At 72.7% G+C, this 16,699-nt stretch carries 12 protein-coding genes; 6 read left to right on the top strand and 6 right to left on the bottom strand.

Annotated elements, in window-relative coordinates; translation table 11 throughout:
- Positions 1–42 precede the first annotated feature (42 nt).
- The 3 genes from OHA55_RS29405 to OHA55_RS29395 form a co-directional block, all read right to left on the bottom strand.
- Positions 43–1,257: an acetyl-CoA C-acetyltransferase gene (locus tag OHA55_RS29405; RefSeq protein WP_266712025.1), complete on the bottom strand. Its 1,215-nt coding sequence runs from the start codon at positions 1,255–1,257 to the stop codon at positions 43–45.
- A gap of 96 nt (positions 1,258–1,353) precedes the next feature.
- The gene (locus OHA55_RS29400; RefSeq protein ID WP_266712023.1) at positions 1,354–2,496 is read right to left on the bottom strand and encodes an acyl-CoA dehydrogenase family protein; all 1,143 of its coding nucleotides are present in this window, start codon (positions 2,494–2,496) and stop codon (positions 1,354–1,356) included.
- Between the two features lie 91 nt (positions 2,497–2,587).
- Positions 2,588–3,736, bottom strand: a complete 1,149-nt coding sequence (locus OHA55_RS29395; protein ID WP_266712021.1) for a CaiB/BaiF CoA-transferase family protein — start codon at positions 3,734–3,736, stop codon at positions 2,588–2,590.
- Between the two features lie 207 nt (positions 3,737–3,943).
- Here OHA55_RS29395 and OHA55_RS29390 point away from each other — a divergent pair, with 207 nt between their 5' ends.
- A complete protein-coding gene (locus tag OHA55_RS29390) occupies positions 3,944–5,125 on the top strand; it encodes a trans-acting enoyl reductase family protein (protein ID WP_266712019.1) in 1,182 nt (393 codons plus the stop codon).
- Positions 5,126–5,175: 50 nt separating this feature from the next.
- On the opposite strand, the gene OHA55_RS29385 is transcribed toward OHA55_RS29390, so the two are convergent.
- Positions 5,176–5,853, bottom strand: coding sequence for an endonuclease V (locus OHA55_RS29385; protein WP_266712017.1), 678 nt, complete (start codon positions 5,851–5,853; stop codon positions 5,176–5,178).
- Between the two features lie 165 nt (positions 5,854–6,018).
- Complete coding sequence (locus OHA55_RS29380) at positions 6,019–6,663, bottom strand: dihydrofolate reductase family protein (RefSeq protein WP_266712016.1); 645 nt, start codon at positions 6,661–6,663, stop codon at positions 6,019–6,021.
- Positions 6,664–7,179: 516 nt separating this feature from the next.
- Between OHA55_RS29380 and OHA55_RS29375 the strand changes: the two genes are divergently transcribed.
- Positions 7,180–7,596: an SsgA family sporulation/cell division regulator gene (locus tag OHA55_RS29375; RefSeq protein WP_266712015.1), complete on the top strand. Its 417-nt coding sequence runs from the start codon at positions 7,180–7,182 to the stop codon at positions 7,594–7,596.
- Between the two features lie 190 nt (positions 7,597–7,786).
- Complete coding sequence (locus OHA55_RS29370) at positions 7,787–8,758, top strand: acyl-ACP desaturase (RefSeq protein ID WP_266712014.1); 972 nt, start codon at positions 7,787–7,789, stop codon at positions 8,756–8,758.
- A gap of 53 nt (positions 8,759–8,811) precedes the next feature.
- Here the strand turns inward: OHA55_RS29370 and OHA55_RS29365 are convergent, their stop codons facing one another.
- A complete protein-coding gene (locus OHA55_RS29365; protein WP_266712012.1) occupies positions 8,812–12,210 on the bottom strand; it encodes a hypothetical protein in 3,399 nt (1,132 codons plus the stop codon).
- Positions 12,211–12,670: 460 nt separating this feature from the next.
- On the opposite strand from OHA55_RS29365, the gene OHA55_RS29360 reads away from it, so the two are divergent.
- From OHA55_RS29360 to OHA55_RS29350, 3 genes are read left to right on the top strand one after another with little or no spacing between them, the layout of a single operon-like run.
- Positions 12,671–13,654 (top strand): ABC transporter permease, encoded by a 984-nt coding sequence (locus OHA55_RS29360; RefSeq protein WP_323180511.1) that lies wholly within the window; start codon positions 12,671–12,673, stop codon positions 13,652–13,654.
- A 40-nt stretch (positions 13,655–13,694) separates the two neighbouring features.
- Positions 13,695–14,585, top strand: a complete 891-nt coding sequence (locus tag OHA55_RS29355; RefSeq protein ID WP_266712482.1) for an ABC transporter permease — start codon at positions 13,695–13,697, stop codon at positions 14,583–14,585.
- Positions 14,582–16,666: an ABC transporter ATP-binding protein gene (locus OHA55_RS29350; RefSeq protein ID WP_266712008.1), complete on the top strand. Its 2,085-nt coding sequence runs from the start codon at positions 14,582–14,584 to the stop codon at positions 16,664–16,666. The genes OHA55_RS29355 and OHA55_RS29350 overlap by 4 nt, the downstream gene beginning before the upstream one ends.
- Positions 16,667–16,699: the final 33 nt, after the last annotated feature.

Below are 16,699 nucleotides of genomic sequence, written 5' to 3'. Positions count from 1 at the left end.
CTTCTCCGTAGGCAGGCGGGCGTGGCGGGGGGACAGGGCCGGTCAGACGCGTTCGACGACGGTGGCGACGCCCATGCCGCCGCCCACGCAGAGGGTGACGAGTCCGTACCGCAGGTCGCGCCGTTCCAGTTCGTCGACGATGGTGCCGAGGATCATCGCGCCGGTGGCGCCGAGGGGGTGGCCGAGCGCGATGGCTCCGCCGTTGACGTTGACCTTGTCCAGGCCGATGCCCATGTCCCGGACGAAGCGGAGCACCACTCCGGCGAAGGCTTCGTTGATCTCGACGAGGTCGACGTCGTCCATGGTCAGTCCGGCCTTGGCGAGCGCCTTGCGGGAGGCGGGGGCGGGTCCGGTGAGCATGATGGTGGGCTCGGAGCCGGAGACGGCGGCGGAGACGATCCGGGCGCGCGGGGTGAGGCCGTAGCGCTCACCGATCTCCTTCGAGCCGATCGCGACGAGGGCCGCGCCGTCCACGATCCCGGAGGAGTTCCCGGCGTGGTGGACGTGGTCGATCTTCTCGACCCAGTGGTACTTCTGGAGGGCCACCGCGTCGAAGCCGCCCAGCTCGCCGATGGTGGCGAAGGAGGGCTTCAGGGCGGCGAGCGAGTCGGCGGTGGTGCCGGGGCGCAGGTGCTCGTCGTGGTCGAGGACGACGAGTCCGTTGCGGTCCTTGACCGGGACGACGGAGCGGCCGAAGCGGCCTTCCTTCCACGCTTCGGCGGCACGTTCCTGGGAGAGGGCGGCGTACTCGTCGACGTCGCGGCGGGAGAAGCCCTCGATGGTGGCGATGAGGTCGGCGCCGATGCCCTGCGGGGCGAAGCCGGTCTCGAAGCTGGTCATCGGGTCCATCGCCCAGGCGCCGCCGTCGGAGCCCATGGGCACGCGGGACATGGACTCGACGCCACCGGCGAGGACGAGGTCCTCCCAGCCCGAACGGACCTTCGCGGCAGCAAGGTTGACGGCTTCGAGACCGGAGGCGCAGAAGCGGTTCTCCTGGACGCCGGCGACGGAGTCGGGGAGTCCCGCCGCGATGGCCGCGATGCGTGCGATGTCGGAGCCCTGGTCGCCGAGCGGGCTGACGACGCCCAGGACGATGTCGTCGATGGCCGCCGGGTCGAGTCCGGGGAAACGGGCGCGGATCTCGTGGATGAGGCCGACGACCAGATCGATCGGCTTGGTGCCGTGCAGGGCCCCATTGGCCTTGCCGCGACCGCGCGGGGTGCGGATCGCGTCGTAGACGAACGCTTCGGTACTCAAGACAACAGCCTTTCGGAGGGCGGGCTTCGGGGTGTGCGAGGTGCGTCCGGCACTCGGGGGACGAGCGTGCGGGCGCGGCAGAGGTGCGTGCGGCGCTCAGGACAGCAGGGAGCGGCCGATGATCTCCTTCATGATTTCGGTCGTCCCGCCGTAGATCGTCTGGATGCGTCCGTCGGTGAAGGCCCTGGCCACCGGGAACTCCGCCATGTAGCCGTATCCGCCGTGGAGTTGGAGACAGCGGTCGGCCACCCGCTTCTGGAGTTCGGTCGCCCACCACTTGGCCATCGAGGCGTGCACCGCGTCGAGCGTGCCGTCCGCGTGCTCGACGATGCACCGGTCGAGGAAGGTGCGGGTGACGGCGCACTCGGTGGCCATCTCGGCGATCTCGAAGCGGACGTGCTGGAGCTTGGCGAGCGGCCGGCCGAATGCCTCGCGTTCCTTCACGTACCGGGTGGTGATCTCCAACAGGTGTTCCGCGGCGGCGATTCCGGCGACCGCGATACCCATGCGCTCCTGGGCGAGGTTGGTCATCAAGTGGACGAATCCGCCGTTGAGTTCACCGAGGAGGTTCTCCTTGGGGACCCGGACGTCGTGGAAGAAGAGTTCGGCGGTGTCCTGGGACTTCTGGCCGATCTTCTCCAGGTTGCGACCGCGTTCGAAGCCCGCCGCGCCACGTTCGACCACCAGCAGCGAGAGCCCCTTGGCCCCTCCCTCGGGCGAGGTGCGGGCGACGACGACCACCAGGTCGGCGAGGATGCCGTTGGAGATGAAGGTCTTGGAACCGTTGAGCAGCCAGTGGTCACCCCGGTCCTCGGCGGTGGTGCGGATGCCCTGGAGGTCGGAGCCCGCGCCCGGTTCGGTCATGGCGATGGCGGTGACGATCTCGCCCGAGCAGAAGCCGGGCAGCCAGCGCCGTTTCTGCTCGGGGGTGGAGAGCCCGGCGAGGTAGGGCCCGACTATGTCGTTGTGCAGGCCGAGCGCGAGGCCGCTGACGCCCGCCCGGGTGAACTCCTCGGCGAGGACGGCGCTGTAGCGGAAGTCGGCGTTGCCGCCCCCGCCGAACTCCTCGGGGACCGCGAGGCCGAGCAGCCCTTGCCGGCCCGCCGCGCGCCACGCCTCGCGCGAGACGATGCCGTCGCGCTCCCACTGTTCGTAGTGCGGGAGGACCTCCTTCGTGAGGAAGGTGCGGACGGTCTCGCGGAACGCGTCGTGTTCGGCGGTGAAGATCTGCCGTTTCACCGGACCTCCTGGGGTGGCTTCGGGTGGGTGCGGACGGACCGCTCCGGCACGGTGGCCGCGGCCGTGCCGGTGGCGGTGTTGCGTGGAGCCCTCATCGTGGCCGCGTCTCCTCCGGCGGCCCGCCGAGCAGTTCCGGCACGCCCCAGTCCGCCGCCACCGACTCGGTGCCGGTACCCGGCAGGGCGGGGGCGGTGCGTACGGCGGTGGGGGTGGCGGAGAAGCGCGGGGCGGGGGCGGGCTGGGTGATCCCGGCGTGCTCCACGAAGGTGGCGCGGGCGGCGAGATGCGGGTGCGAGGGCGCCTCGCGCAGGGAGAGCACGGGGGCGACGCAGGCGTCGGTGCCCTCGAACACCTCGGTCCACTCCGCACGGGTACGGGTGCGGAAACGGTCCGCGACCGCGGTGCGCAGCTCCTCCCACCGGGAGAGGTCCGCTCGGTCGGGCACCGTTTCGGCGATGCCGAGGAGCGTCACGAACTCGTCGTAGAACCGTTGTTCCAGCGGCCCGACCGCCATGGCCTCGCCGTCGGAGGTCGCGTACGTGCCGTAGAAGGGGCAGCCGCCGTCCAGGAGGTTGGAGCCGCGCCGGTCCTGCCAGGCGTCGGCCGCCAGCATGCCGTGGATCATCGTGGCGAGGTGGGCGGCGCCGTCCACGATGGCCGCGTCCACGACCTGGCCGCTCCCGTCGGAGGTACGCGCGTGCTGGAGGGCGGCCAGGACGCCGACCACGAGGTAGAGGGAGCCGCCCGCGAAGTCACCGAGCAGGTTGGCCGGGACGGCCGGGGGTTCGCCGGGGCGGCCGATCATGGAGAGAACTCCGGTGGGCGCGAGGTAGGAGACGTCGTGCCCGGCGCGCGGTGCGAGCGGGCCGTCCTGGCCCCAGCCGGTCATCCGCCCGTAGACGAGGCGGGGGTTGCGGCCGAGGCAGGCGTCGGGGCCGACCCCGAGCCGTTCGGCGACTCCCGGGCGGTACCCCTCGATCAGGATGTCGGCGCGCTCGGCGAGGGCGAGGACGGCCGAGACGCCCGCTTCCGTCTTGAGATCGAGCAGAACGGAGCGCTTGTTGCGGTTGGTCAGGTCGCGCGCCGGGTCGATGCCCAGTACCGCGCCCCCGGGCCGGTCCACCCGGACCACGTCCGCACCGAGATCGGCGAGCGTCATCGCGGCGAACGGGCCGGGGCCGATGCCCGCCAGTTCGACGACCCGCACTCCGGCGAGAGGGCCGTTCCCCGTCGCAGCCATCAAGCCCCCAGCGGTATGACACAACCGATGTAACATCGACGATGCTAAGAATGACCGCCGCTCCGCACAAGCCTTTCGGCAGAGCGACCGCTTAGTTTCTGCGCTTCCCATGGTGCACCGTCACACGCCGTTCCGTGCCGAATGCCACGCGTCACCCGCTACCCTCGGCGGCCACCACCACCGGAGTCGGCCCCAGCGGAGGCACACATGAGAAGGCACCACGGATCGGAACGCGCCTACGACGTCGTGCTGTACGGCGCCACCGGCTTCGTCGGCACCCTGACCGCCCGGTACCTCGCGGCACACGCCCCCGAGGGTCTGCGCTGGGCGCTGGCCGGGCGGAGCGGGGAGAAGCTGGAACGGCTGCGCGGGGAACTCGCCGGACCGGGCCCGGAACCCGCGATCCTCGTCGCCGACGCCGAGGACCCCACCGCGCTACGTGAACTCGCGCTGTCCGCAAGGGTGGTGGCCACCACGGTCGGCCCCTTCCTCCGTCACGGGAACGCGCTCGTCGCGGCCTGCGCCCGGGCCGGTACGGATTACGTCGACCTCACCGGCGAGGCCGAGTTCATCGACCGGACCTGGCTGGGGCACGACGCGGAGGCCCGGGAGACGGGGGCGCGCCTGGTGCACGCCTGCGGATTCGACTCCGTCCCCCACGACCTCGGCGCGTACTTCACCGTCCGGCAGCTGCCGGCGGGCGTGCCGCTGACGGTCGACGCCTTCGTCCACGCCGACGCCGTGTTCTCCGGCGGTACGTTCGCCTCGGCGGTGCACGCCATGGGCCGGGGACCGCAGATGCTGGCCGCCGCCCGTGAACGCCGGGCGCGTGAGCCCGAACTCACCGGTCGTCGTGTACGAACCCCTTTGGGAGCACCGCATTTCAGCGGGGAGACCGGGACCTGGGCCCTGCCGCTGCCGACCGTGGACCCGCAGATCGTGGGCCGTTCGGCACGTGCGCTGGAAGGCTACGGCCCCGACTTCCGCTACCGGCACTTCGCCTCGGTGAAGCGCCTGCCGGTCGCGCTGGGCGGTACGGCGGGCCTGATGGCCCTCGTGGCTGCCGCCCAATTTTCGCCTGCGCGCTCGTGGCTGACAGAGCGTTACCGACCGGGCGACGGGCCGGACGAGGAGCGCAGGAAGCGGAGCCGGTTCACCGTCCGGTTCGTCGGGGAGGGCGGCGGCAGCCGGGTCTTCACCGAGGTCTCGGGCGGCGACCCGGGGTACGACGAGACGGCGCGGATGCTCGGCGAGGCCGCCCTCTGCCTCGCCCTGGACGACCTGCCGGAGACCTCGGGTCAGGTGACGACGGCGGTGGCCATGGGTGACGCCCTGCTGGAGCGGCTGAGGGCCTCGGGCCTGCGCTTCCGGGTGGCGGCGCGGCGCTGACGGGCCCGGAGAGCCGAGGGACCTGAAGGACGAAACCGGAGGCGGCCGTGTCAGCCCGCCGCTTCCCGCAGTGCGCGGCGGCAGAGCGCGTCGGCCCTGCGGGTGGTCTCGGGCTGCCGGAACTCCCTGGTCAGGGCCAGGGTGTGGGCGCAGGCGGTGTCCAGCGTGGTGCGGTGCCCCACGGAGACGAAGACCGGTTTGGTGTCGTCCCTGGTGCGCAGCGCCCGGCCGACCTCCTCCGTACCGTCCAGCAGCGGCGAGGTGTCGCCGCGCTTCGGGCCGGGCTGTTCGTAGGTGAAGGTGAACGGGTTCTTGGCGACCCCGATGACGGGCAGTCCGGTCAGCACCCCGAGGTGGCTGGCGAGTCCGAACCGGCGGGGGTGCGCCAGACCGTATCCGTCGCAGACGATGAGGCCGGGGTCGGTGGTCAGCGACTCCAGCGCGACCAGCACCGTGGGGATCTCCCGGAAGGCCAGCAGTCCGGGGACGTACGGGAAGGTCACGCGGCCCACCGCGGTGGTCTCGGCGACGACGTCGAGGGTGGCGGCGTCCAGCACCACGGCCGCCGCCACGACGAGGTCCCGTTCGTCGTCGTAGGCGACGTCCACCCCGGTGACGTGGCCGGAACCGGGCACCGGTCCGGAGTCCTCGGCGACCACCCGGTCGCGCAGGCGGTCCTGGACCGCGCGCGCCTCGGCGGCGTCGGCGGGCACGGCGAAGGTCGTCATGGCGGCCGAGTCTAAGGGCTGTCCCGCAGTTCCTGGCGGGACAGCCCTTGGAGGCCGCGGGACAGCCTTGAGTGCCGCGTCGGTTTCTCCCCTGTCCCGGCGTCGCGGGTCCGGGAGCCCGGAGCCGGATGGGCCGAACGCAGCTTCCGCGATCGGGGAGTTGAGTTACGGCCGGGTGAAGGTCAGGTGCGTGACGCCGCCGGGGGTGGTCACGGATTCGACCTGGAAACGCTCCTCGAGTCCTTCGAGCCCGTCCCACAGGCGCTCGCCACGGCCCAGGACGATCGGGACGACAGCGACGTGCAGATGGTCGACGAGGTCTTCGGCGAGGAAGTCCCGGACCGTGGTCGGACCACCACCGATTCTCACGTCCAAGTCCCCTGCCGCCTCCCGTGCCTGACGGAGCGCTTCCTGCGGCGTGGCGTCGATGAAGTGGAACGTGGTGCCGCCCTCCATCTCCACCGAGGGGCGGGGGTGGTGGGTCAGGACGAAGACCGGGGTGTGGAAGGGCGGATTGGGTCCCCACCAGCCCTTCCAGTCCTCGTTCTCCCACGGCCCGCGCTGGGGGCTGAACTTGTTGCGGCCCATGATCTCCGCGCCGATGCCGGCGTCCCAGGTGGCGGCGACGGCGTCGTCGACGCCGGTGCTTCCTTCCGGCTTGCCCAGCATCCGCTGAAAGGTCGTGGTCGGGAAGAACCACTCGTGGAGCCGCGTACCGGCGTGCCCGAACGGGGCTTCGAGACTCTGCCCCTCACCGGTGGCGAAACCGTCGATGGAAATGGAGAAGTTGTGGACCCTCACGCGGGACATTGCACGGACTCCTGCCGTCGAAGCGATGTGATGGCGAGCTGTGGGACAGCCTTGGCCACGGCACATCCTCTCCGACCGGCAACGGGATCGCTCGCGATACCGCGTTCCCCGCACGACCTCGCGATACCGCGTTCCCCGCACGACGCGGCCTGCGGTCGGCGCCGGCCGGGCGGGGCGCGGACCGTGTGCGGGGCGTGGCCGGACCCGGCCGTCCGGGGGCTTCCTCCCGAGGCGTGTCGCGATGTCCCGACTCTCCGCCGGTGGGCCGTTCGCGGGCCCTGTCCCGGTGACGGGGATGCGCGCCGGGCGCGTGCGCCCTTGAGAGCCCCGACGCCTTCGTGCCTGGCCGGCGGGGCCCCTCGGCGTGGGATGGACGCGCGGCTACCGGGCAGTTGATCAGCACCGGGGAAACGGCGGTGACACAGCTCACCCCCCGGGTCGGTGCACGGACGGCGGTGTTCCGTCGTCTACTCCAGTGCCGGAGTCCGTTCGTCCAGCCGTGCGAGGGAGCAGGTCTTGTCCAGCCTTATCGAGCAGCCAGTCCAGGCGCGCATGGTCGCGGCCGTTCCGCGGATGGCGACGCTGGCCGCCACGCTGCGGTACGACCGCGAGAACCCGTACGCCGTCCGGATCGCGTTCCCCGCCCCGGCCACGCTGGAGGGCACGGAGGTCTCGTGGGAGTTCTCCCGGGAGCTGCTGGACCGGGGCGTGGACGAGCCGGCCGGGGTCGGAGACGTACGGGTGCGGCCTTTCGGGGAGGAGCGGACCGCGCTCGAATTCCATGCCGCGGAGGGCGTCGCGATGGTGCATGTCCGCACCTCGGAGCTGCGCCGATTCCTCGGGCGGGTACAGGAGTTGGTACCGGCGGGCGACGAGCACCGGTTCCTGGACCTCGACCGTGCCCTGGCGGATCTTCTGGGCGACAGCCGCTGAGAGGGGCACCGCCCGGCCCGCTCCGGCCGGGAGCCGCCCCTCCCCCGCGCGGGCTGCCCGGAGACCGTCCGGAAGGCCCCGGAGTGCGGCTTTGACGCCGGCCAGGCTTGGCGGAGGGCTTACCGGGCCTTAACCTACGGACACGTAACCTACGAAGCCGTAGGTAAATCTCCCGTCCCCAGGAGCCCCCGTGACGATCACCTCTCCCCACCTCGGCAGTTCGAAGGCGTGGACCGACGCCCAGCTGCTGTACGCGCTGGAAGAGGTGGTGGAGAAGGAGCTCAACCGCCATCTCAAGGTCGCCAAGGACTGGATGCCCCACGAGTACGTGCCGTTCTCCGACGGCCGGAACTTCCCGGGCATCTTCGACGACGGCGAGGCGTGGGCCCCGGACCAGTCGAAGGTCACGGACATCGGCAAGGTCGCCCTCGTGGTGAACCTGCTGACCGAGGACAACCTCCCCAGTTACCACCACGAGATCGCCTCGCTCTTCGGCCGCGACGGCGCCTGGGGCACCTGGGTGCACCGCTGGACCGCCGAGGAGGGCCGCCACGGCATCGTGATGCGCGACTACCTGCTGACCTCGCGCGCGGTCGACCCGGACAAGCTGGAGCAGTTCCGGATGGCGCACATGGCGGAGGGGTTCGAGTCCGACAACCGGCACTCGATGCTGCACTCCGTCGCGTACGTCGCCTTCCAGGAGCTGGCCACCCGAGTCTCGCACCGCAACACGGGCCACCAGTCGGGCGACCCGGTCTGCGACCGGATGCTCGCGCGCATCGCCACCGACGAGAACCTGCACATGGTGTTCTACCGGAACCTCCTGGGCGCCGCCTTCGAGCTCGCCCCGGACCTCACCATGCAGGCCGTGCGGGACGTGGTCGTCAACTTCCGGATGCCCGGACACGGCATGCCCGGCTTCGAACGCGCCGCCGCGCAGATGGCGATCGGCGAGATCTACAACATGCGCATCCACCACGACGACGTGATCCAGCCCGTGCTCCGCTACCTGAAGGTCCTCGACATCGACGGGCTCGGCCCGGAGGGGCTCCAGGCGCAGGAGGAGCTCGGCCTGTACATGGGCGGCCTGGACAGCGAGGCGTCGAAGTTCGACGAGAAGCTCGCGGCCCGCAAGGCCCGCATGGCGGCACGCGGACGCTGAGTCCCGCGCACCGGCCGCACCCCGGCTCGCCGCCGTACGCCCGTGCCCGGGAGTCACTCCGGTGCGGTCCACTCCTCGTACGCGGCGTCCCGGACGTCCGCCGCCGGGTGCTGGCGCAGCATCCGCAGCTGGGTGCGCCAGGGGGCGGTCCACTCGGTGCTCCGGCCGCCGGCCACCGTGAGCGCGACGGCGAACAGCCCCGGCGCGGGGTCGGCGCCCGACGCGGCGAGCCGGCCCACCACCGTCAGGAGCACGTCCGGGTCGCCGCCTCCGTGCTGCCGCGCGTTCACGAGGTGACCGACGAGAGTGCGGGCGCTCCGGGCGGCCAGTGCGGGCCGGCCCTCGTGCAGGGCGGCGAGCCGGACGAGTCCGGCGTGCAGCTCGTCCGCGCCGGCGTGCGGGTCGATCGCCCGGACCAGCAGGGCGGCGGCCTGCGGCACGGTGTCGCGGTGCCCGGCGAGGCGGTCCGCCGCGCCGACGAGCAGGGCGCGTTCCGCCCCGGTCGGCGGTGCGTACCTGCCGGAGAGCTTCCGCACCATGTGGACGAGGCGCTGACGGCCCGGCCGGTCGCGCTCGGCTCCCGCGTCGTCCGCGGTGTCGTCGGTGGCCAGCATGGTGAACGTGCGGTTCAGTGCGTCGGCCGCTTCGGGGGTCGCCGCGGCAACCGCGGTGAGGGCGTCCGCCGCGGCGGTCCAGCCGCCCCGCCGGTCGAGGTCGGTGACGGCGGCGAGCAGCACCTCGCTCGCGCCGGGGGCCCAGGGCAGCCAGCGGGCCAGCGCCCGGTGGGCGACGGCGGCCTGTTCGGGGTCGCCGGTGGTGCTCACCTCCTGGACCAGCCGGGCGAACCGGGCCCGGTGCCGTTCCGGCAGCACGGTGGGGGCGGGACGCAGTACGGCCCCGCGCAGCACCGCGGTCTCGCTGCCCGCCGCGTCGGTGAGCATCTCCCAGATGCGTTCCGCGCCGAGCAGTCCGGGCGCGAAGGCGACGCAGGCGGCCCGCACGTCGGGGTGCTGGCCCGCTTCTGCGTAGGCGTCGGCGACCACCTCGGCGGCGCGCTCCAGCGGCAGCCTGGCGGCGGCGAGCCGCACCATCTCCTTGCGGGCGGTCACCTTCCCGGTACCGGGGGCGGTCCGTGCGGCCAGGACTCCGGCGAGCCGGGAGGGACGCACCGACCGCGAGGCGCGGGACGCCGCGAAGACCGCGACGCGCGCCCGGTCGCCGCCGGCGTGGGCGAGCAGCTCGTCCAGCGCGTCGGCGGGGCGGTCGGTACGGGCCAGGGCGGCGAGGGCCGCTTCGGCCAGGACCACGTCCGGGGAGCCGGCCCGGGCGCGCAGCGCCGCGGTGCCCGCGCCCGGTACGGCGGCCAGCCGCGCGACGGCGGCGGCCCGGGACGACTGCGGCAGCCCCTCGTCGTCGGCCGTCCGCTCCAGCCCGCGCAGGGCTGCCTTCTGCTGCCCGGGCGTCCAGAGGGCGGTCTCGTGTCCGACCGGCACGGTCCGCTCGGAGGCGCGGGTGGCGAACCTGCCCGACGGCACCTGTCCGCCGAGCACCCCGTCGAGAAGATCGGTGCGGCGCCGCGCGACGACTCGCCACACGGCGGGGATCGCGAGGGCTGAGCGGTCGCGGTCCAGCACCTCTTCGACGCGGGCGTCGCGCTGCCGGAGCGGTTCCAGGTACAGGGTGATCGCCGCCCGGGCGGTCGGGACGTCGCCGTACCTGACGGCCTGCCGGAGCAGGTCCTGGAGTTCGGCCATCCCTTCGGCACGGCGTCCCGCCGCCCGGGCCATTGCCAGCACCAGCCCGTAGTCGGATCGCTCGGCGCCCGCCTCCAGCCAGGTGCGCAGCGCTTCGAACACCTGGTGTTCCTGGCCCCGGCGCAGGGTGCGGTCGAGCCGTCCGAGGTCGGCGCCGCCGGTGGACCCGGTGAGCCGGACGAGGGTGCGCAGGGACCAGCTGACCAGGGTCCGGCTGCCGGTGGCGGCGTGTTCGCGCAGGACGGTCACGGCGAGGGAGCCGAGCGCGGCGCGGGTGGCGGCGGAGGAGTCGCGGGCCTCCACGGCGTCGGTGGCGATCCGGTCGAGCAGGGGCTCCGAGGCTGCGGTGAAAAGGACGGGCGGGGTGTCGAGGAGGGCGCGCAGCGCGGCGGTGCGCACGGGTTCGCGTTCGTCGCGCAGCCGCCCCATGTCGTCGAGTACGGCGTGCACGGTGGTGGGTTCGCCGGAGCGTCCGGCGTTGCGGATCAGCAGGCTCCAGGCCGTCGCGCGGTCCTCGGCGGCCGGCCGGCGGACGGCGGTGAGCAGGCGTTCGCGTACCTCTTCGGCGGGCAGGTAGGACTCGGCGAGCAGGACGGTGTCCCAGGGTTCGCCGTGCTCGCGGGCCCAGACGGCCATGCGCCGGGCCGTCGCCGCGACCCGGTCGCGCGGCAGTGCGTCCAGCACCGTGGAATCGACGGGGATGCCGGTGGATCCGGCGGGGTGCCGGTCGGTGACGGACGCGTGGAAGGACTCCCGCCGGCCGGGCGGCAGGGCGTGCAGCAGTCGCGCCAGGGTGGCGGAGTCGTCGTCCAGCGCTCTGCCGAGCGCGACCAGCCGCCCTTCCGGCGCGGTCCGGGCGAGCCGTTGCAGCAGCGTGGCGCTGATGACGCCGCTCCGGGGGAACTCGGTGCGGCCCGGGCCGAGGAACAGGCCGATGAAGCGCCCGGGGTCGGCGGTGACGAGCGGACCGAGGCTGCCCTGGAGGGCGGCGGGCAGGCGTGCGGGCGGGTACTTCTCCAGCAGGTCGAGGACGCGGTGCGGCAGCCGCCCGGCCGCCGCCGCGACCACTCTGCCGTGTCCGTGACTCCGCCACCAGGCGTCGCGCAGGTCCTCCGGAAGCCCGGCGAGTTCGCGGGCCGCCCGGTCGAGCAGGGGGCCGGGGTGGCGGCGCCCGAGGGAGGACCAGCAGGCGACCGCGTGGACGAGGTCCGGCAGCAGGGCCGTCACCGCCTCCGGTGAGCAGCCGGGCAGCATCCGGGCCGCCTCCGCGTCTCCCCAGGTGTCCCGCAGCGAGACGATCAGCCGGTCGGCGAGTGCGGTGCGGCGGCCCGCGACGACCGCGCGGATCAGCCGGAGGCGTACCGCGGCCGGCGCGTCCGCCATCGCCTCCTCGAACGCCGCGTCGGGCACCCCGAGCGCGTCCGCCACCCGCAGCGCCTGGCCCCGGACGAAGGGGTCCTCGTCGGCGATGTGCCGGGCCACCCACTCCCGGTCGCCGCCCGCCGCCGCCGCGAGCACGGCCACGCCCCGTTCGTACGGCTCGCCGTCCTCCAACTCCTCCAGCACCTGGCGGAGTTCACCATCGTCGGCCAACCGCCGCGCGTGGTCGGCCAGTTCCCTCATGCGGGCGGGGTACGGAAGGGGATCGAGGCTGTCGAGCAGGGCGCAGGCCAGCACCAGCGGCCGGTTGTCGGTCATGGGGGGATTCTGCCGTGCGCCGACCGAACCAGGGCCACGGTTTTACCGACCGTGATCCGGGCGGGCGCCGACATACCACGGCATCCGCACCGCGGCATCGTCCACCGCCGCACCCACCGCGGCGGGGTCCGCCGGGACAGCGTCCGCCTCGGCGGCGGTCGTCACGGCGGCAGTCGCCACAGTGGCAGTCGTCACAGCGGCGGTCGTCACAGCGGCGATTGCTACGGCGTCGATTGCTACGGCGGCGATTGCTACGGCGGCGTTTCAGGATCATGACGGAACCACGAAACGCTGGCACCCTCCCGGGGACCCGCACCAGAATGGCGCCCGCACCTCGGCACACCCCCACGCCACCCCCACCTCGACGCACCCCCCACCCCCCAGAAGGCCCCATGCCCGCGCATCGCCACCCCCATACCCCCACACCCCTGACCCCCCACGCGTCACGGAGACACCGCCGATGCTCCGCCATGTGACCCGGAAGATCGCGGGCTGGCTCCTGATGATCGTCGTGGCGACCAACGCGACGTACTTTCTCGCCAGTTGGTTCCTCGACCCACGATCGAACTTCAAGGAGCTGCGCCCGGTGCGCAGCGAGGCGCAGATCGACCGGGCCCTCGCTCCGTACAACCTGGATCCCCGGGTGCCGGTGGTGCACCGGTGGTGGGACTGGTTCACCTCGGTGGTGCTTCACTTCGACTGGGGGAAGTCCCCCACCGGCGTCCGGGTCAACGGGGAGATCGGCTACCGGTCCCTGGTGAGCGCCGAGTTGGTCCTCATCGCGACCGTGCTGTCCGTGGTCGTCGGCGTCGGACTGGGGGTGTATACCGCCTCCCGGCAGTACGGCTGGGCCGACCGGGTCTCGCAGGCCGTGTCCATCGCGGTGTTCAACGTGCCCACGTCCGTCGCCGCGCTGGCGGTGGTCTTCGTCGCCATCTGGCTCAACCAGCACACCGGGACGCACCTCCTCCCCGTGGCCGGGGAGAACTCCCCCGGCGTGGAAGGGCTGTTGCCGTTGATCGGCGACCGGCTCCTCCATCTCGTCCTGCCGACGCTCACGCTGACCCTGATGGGTTACGTCGGCTACCACCTGACGCAGCGCTCACTGCTGCTCGACACCATCGACGCGGACTTCGTACGGACCGCCCGGGCCACCGGTCTCACCCGGGCCCAGGCCGTCCGGCGGCACGCCCTGCGGGCCGCTCTCATCCCCACGGCGACCTCGGTGGCGTTCAGCATCCCGGCCCTCTTCACCGGCGCCGTGATCACCGAGACGATCTTCGGCTGGAACGGCATGGGCCGCTACTTCATCCAGACCATCAGCAAGAACGACGTGCACGGCGCGGTCGCCACGGCCGCCTTCGCGGCGGCCCTGACAGCGATCGGGGCGATCCTCGCGGACATCGCCACCGTCTTCCTCGATCCGAGAGTGCGGGTGAGCTGACGTGGCGACGGACCTGACGGCCCACACCCCCTCCCCCACCGTGTCCCCCACCGACGGGGACGGCCGGCATCTCGGCCTCGCCCGGCTCCATCTGCGGCGGTTCCTGCGCAACCGGCTCGCCGTCGTCGGTGTGGTGATCTTCGTGGCGCTGGTGCTCTTCACGGCCTTCGGCGGGCTCCTCGCCCCGTACGCGTACTCCGACGCCGACTTCGCGGCACTCACCCAACCCCCCTCCTCCGCGCACTGGTTCGGGACCAATCAGGGCGGCAACGACATTTACGCGTCCGCCGTGCACGGCCTCCAGCGGTCCCTGGTCATCGCGGTCAGCGTCTCGGTCCTGACCGTCGCGGTGGCGGCGGTCGTCGGTTCCGGTGCCGCGTACTTCGGCGGCCGGACGGAGAAGGCGACACTCGCCGTCATCCACTTCCTGCTGGTCGTCCCCAGCTTCCTCATCCTCGCCCTGGTCTCCCACCGCCTGGCCGGCGACTGGAGGGTCCTCATCGTCGTGCTGACGGTGTTCGGCTGGATGTCCACGGCGCGTGTGATCTGGTCGGTGTCGACCTCCCTGCGGGAGCGGGACTACGTCACGGCGGCGGAGTTCATGGGCGTACGACCGCTGCGCATCATCCTGCGCCACATCATCCCCAACCTCGGCTCGCTGCTCATCGTCAATCTGACCCTCGGAGTCGTCGCCACCGTGCTCAGCGAGACAGCGCTCTCCTTCCTCGGGTTCGGGGTCCAGACCCCGGACGTCTCGCTCGGCACCATGCTCGCGGACGGGGCCGGGACCATCACCAGCGCGCCCTGGCTCTTCGCCTTCCCCGCGGGGCTGGTGGTGCTGCTCACCGTGTCGATGACCTTCATCGGCGACGGTCTGCGGGACGCCCTCGATCCCACGTCCGCGACCGGTGCGGCGGGAGGCCGACGATGACTCTCACGACTCCGCTGCCCGGGCCCGTACCGCCCACCACCGCCACCCCGGTGCTCTCGGTACGCGATCTGCGGATCTCCTTCCCCTCCGAGGCGGGCCGCGTGGAGGCGGTGCGCGGGGTCGGATTCGACCTGCTGCCGGGCCGGACGCTCGGGATCGTCGGCGAGTCGGGCTCGGGGAAGTCGGCCACCGCGATGGGCATCATGGGGCTGCTTCCGCCCGCCGCGGAGCTGCGGGGACAGGTGCTGCTGGGCGGCCGGGACCTGGTCGGGCTCGGGGACAAGGAGCTCTCCGGCATCCGGGGCGACTCCATCGGCATGGTGTTCCAGGACCCGCTGTCCGCGCTCACCCCGATCTTCTCCGTGGGCCGGCAGCTCTCCGACGCGATCCGGGTCCACCAGCGGCTGTCGAAGCGGGCTGCCCTGGAGCGGGCGGTGGAGCTGCTCGACCTCGTCGGCATTCCGGACCCTCGCGAGCGGGCCGCCTCCTTCCCGCACGAGTTCTCCGGCGGGATGCGCCAGCGCGTCGTCATCGCCCTGGCGATCGCCAACGAGCCGTCGGTCCTCGTGGCCGACGAACCCACCACCGCGCTCGACGTCACCGTGCAGGCCCAGATCCTCGACGTCCTCCGGCTCGCCCAGCGCGAGACCGGCGCCGGTCTCGTCCTGATCACCCACGACCTGGGGGTCGTCGCCGGTCACGCGGACGAGGTCGCGGTGATGTACGCGGGCCGCATCGTGGAGCGCGCGGGCGTCGACGAGCTGTTCCGCCGGCCGGCGATGCCGTACACCGCACGGCTGCTGGCCGCCGTGCCGACCGTGGACAGCGGGGTACACCGGCCCCTCGTCCCGATCTCCGGGGAGCCGCCCTCCCTGGTGGGCCTGGGTGCGGGCTGTCCCTTCGCGCCCCGGTGCGCGGTCGCCCTCGACGCCTGCCACGACGGCGAACCCGCCCTGCGGAGCATCGGCAAGCACGGCGAGGTGGCCTGCCTGCGCGCCGAGGAGACGTACGGCGGCACCCTGGACCCCGCCGGGGACGTCGCCCCCGTCGCACCCGCCTCCGGTGTGCCGGGCGCCGGTACGGGCGAGGTCGTCCTGCGGGTGGAGGATCTCGTCAAGACCTTCCCCGTCACCAGGGGCGCCGTCGTCAAGCGCCGGGTCGGCACCCTGCGCGCCGTCAACGGGGTGGGGTTCGAGCTCCGCGCAGGCGAAACCCTGGGCCTGGTCGGCGAGTCGGGCAGCGGAAAAACCACCACCCTGCTGGAGATCCTCCGCCTGCGAAAGCCCGAGGGAGGCCGCGTCGAGATCGCCGGACGGGACCTCGCCACCCTCAGAACCGCCGCCGAGGCCAGGGAGTTGCGGCGGGACGTGCAGATCGTGATGCAGGACCCGCTGGGTGCCCTGGATCCGCGGCTTCCCGTGTCCCACCTGCTCGCCGAGCCGTTGCGGGCGATCGGCCGGGACCGCGAGTCGATCCGCGCGCGGACGAGCGAACTGCTGCGGCTCGTCGGCCTGGACGCGGCGGTGGGCGACCGCTTCCCGGCGGCACTCTCCGGCGGGCAGCGTCAACGGGTCGGCATCGCAAGGGCCTTGGCTACCGAGCCGAAACTGCTGGTCCTGGACGAACCACTCTCCGCGCTCGACGTCTCCGTACAGGCCGGGGTGATCAACCTGCTGGCCCGGCTCAAGCGTGAACTCGGGCTCGCCTACCTGGTGGTGGCGCACGACTTGGCCGTGATCCGGTACGTCTGCGACCGCATCGCGGTGATGTACCTGGGCCACGTCGTCGAGACCGGGGACACCGAGAGTCTGTTCGCCGATCCCCACCACCCGTACACCAAGGCCCTGTTGTCGGCGATCCCGGTGCCCGACCCCCGTCGGGAGCGCGACCGTGAACGCGTCGTGCTGGAGGGCGAGCAGCCGAGCGCCACCCGGTTGCCCGCCGGCTGCGTCTTCGTCGACCGATGTCCGCTGTACCGCCTCGCCGAAGAGTCCGTACGCCTGCGCTGTCGCAGCGAACGCCCCGCGCCGACGCCGGTGGCCGGACAGCCCGGCCACAGCTACGCCTGTCACGCCGTCTGAGCACTCCCACAGCCCCTGTCCGTCGCGCCGGGC

The organism is Streptomyces sp. NBC_00102, assembly GCF_026343115.1.
In the GTDB taxonomy this organism is placed as follows: domain Bacteria; phylum Actinomycetota; class Actinomycetes; order Streptomycetales; family Streptomycetaceae; genus Streptomyces.
The sequence above is the reverse complement of the archived record's forward strand: the minus strand, read 5'-3'. Positions and strand labels throughout refer to the sequence as shown.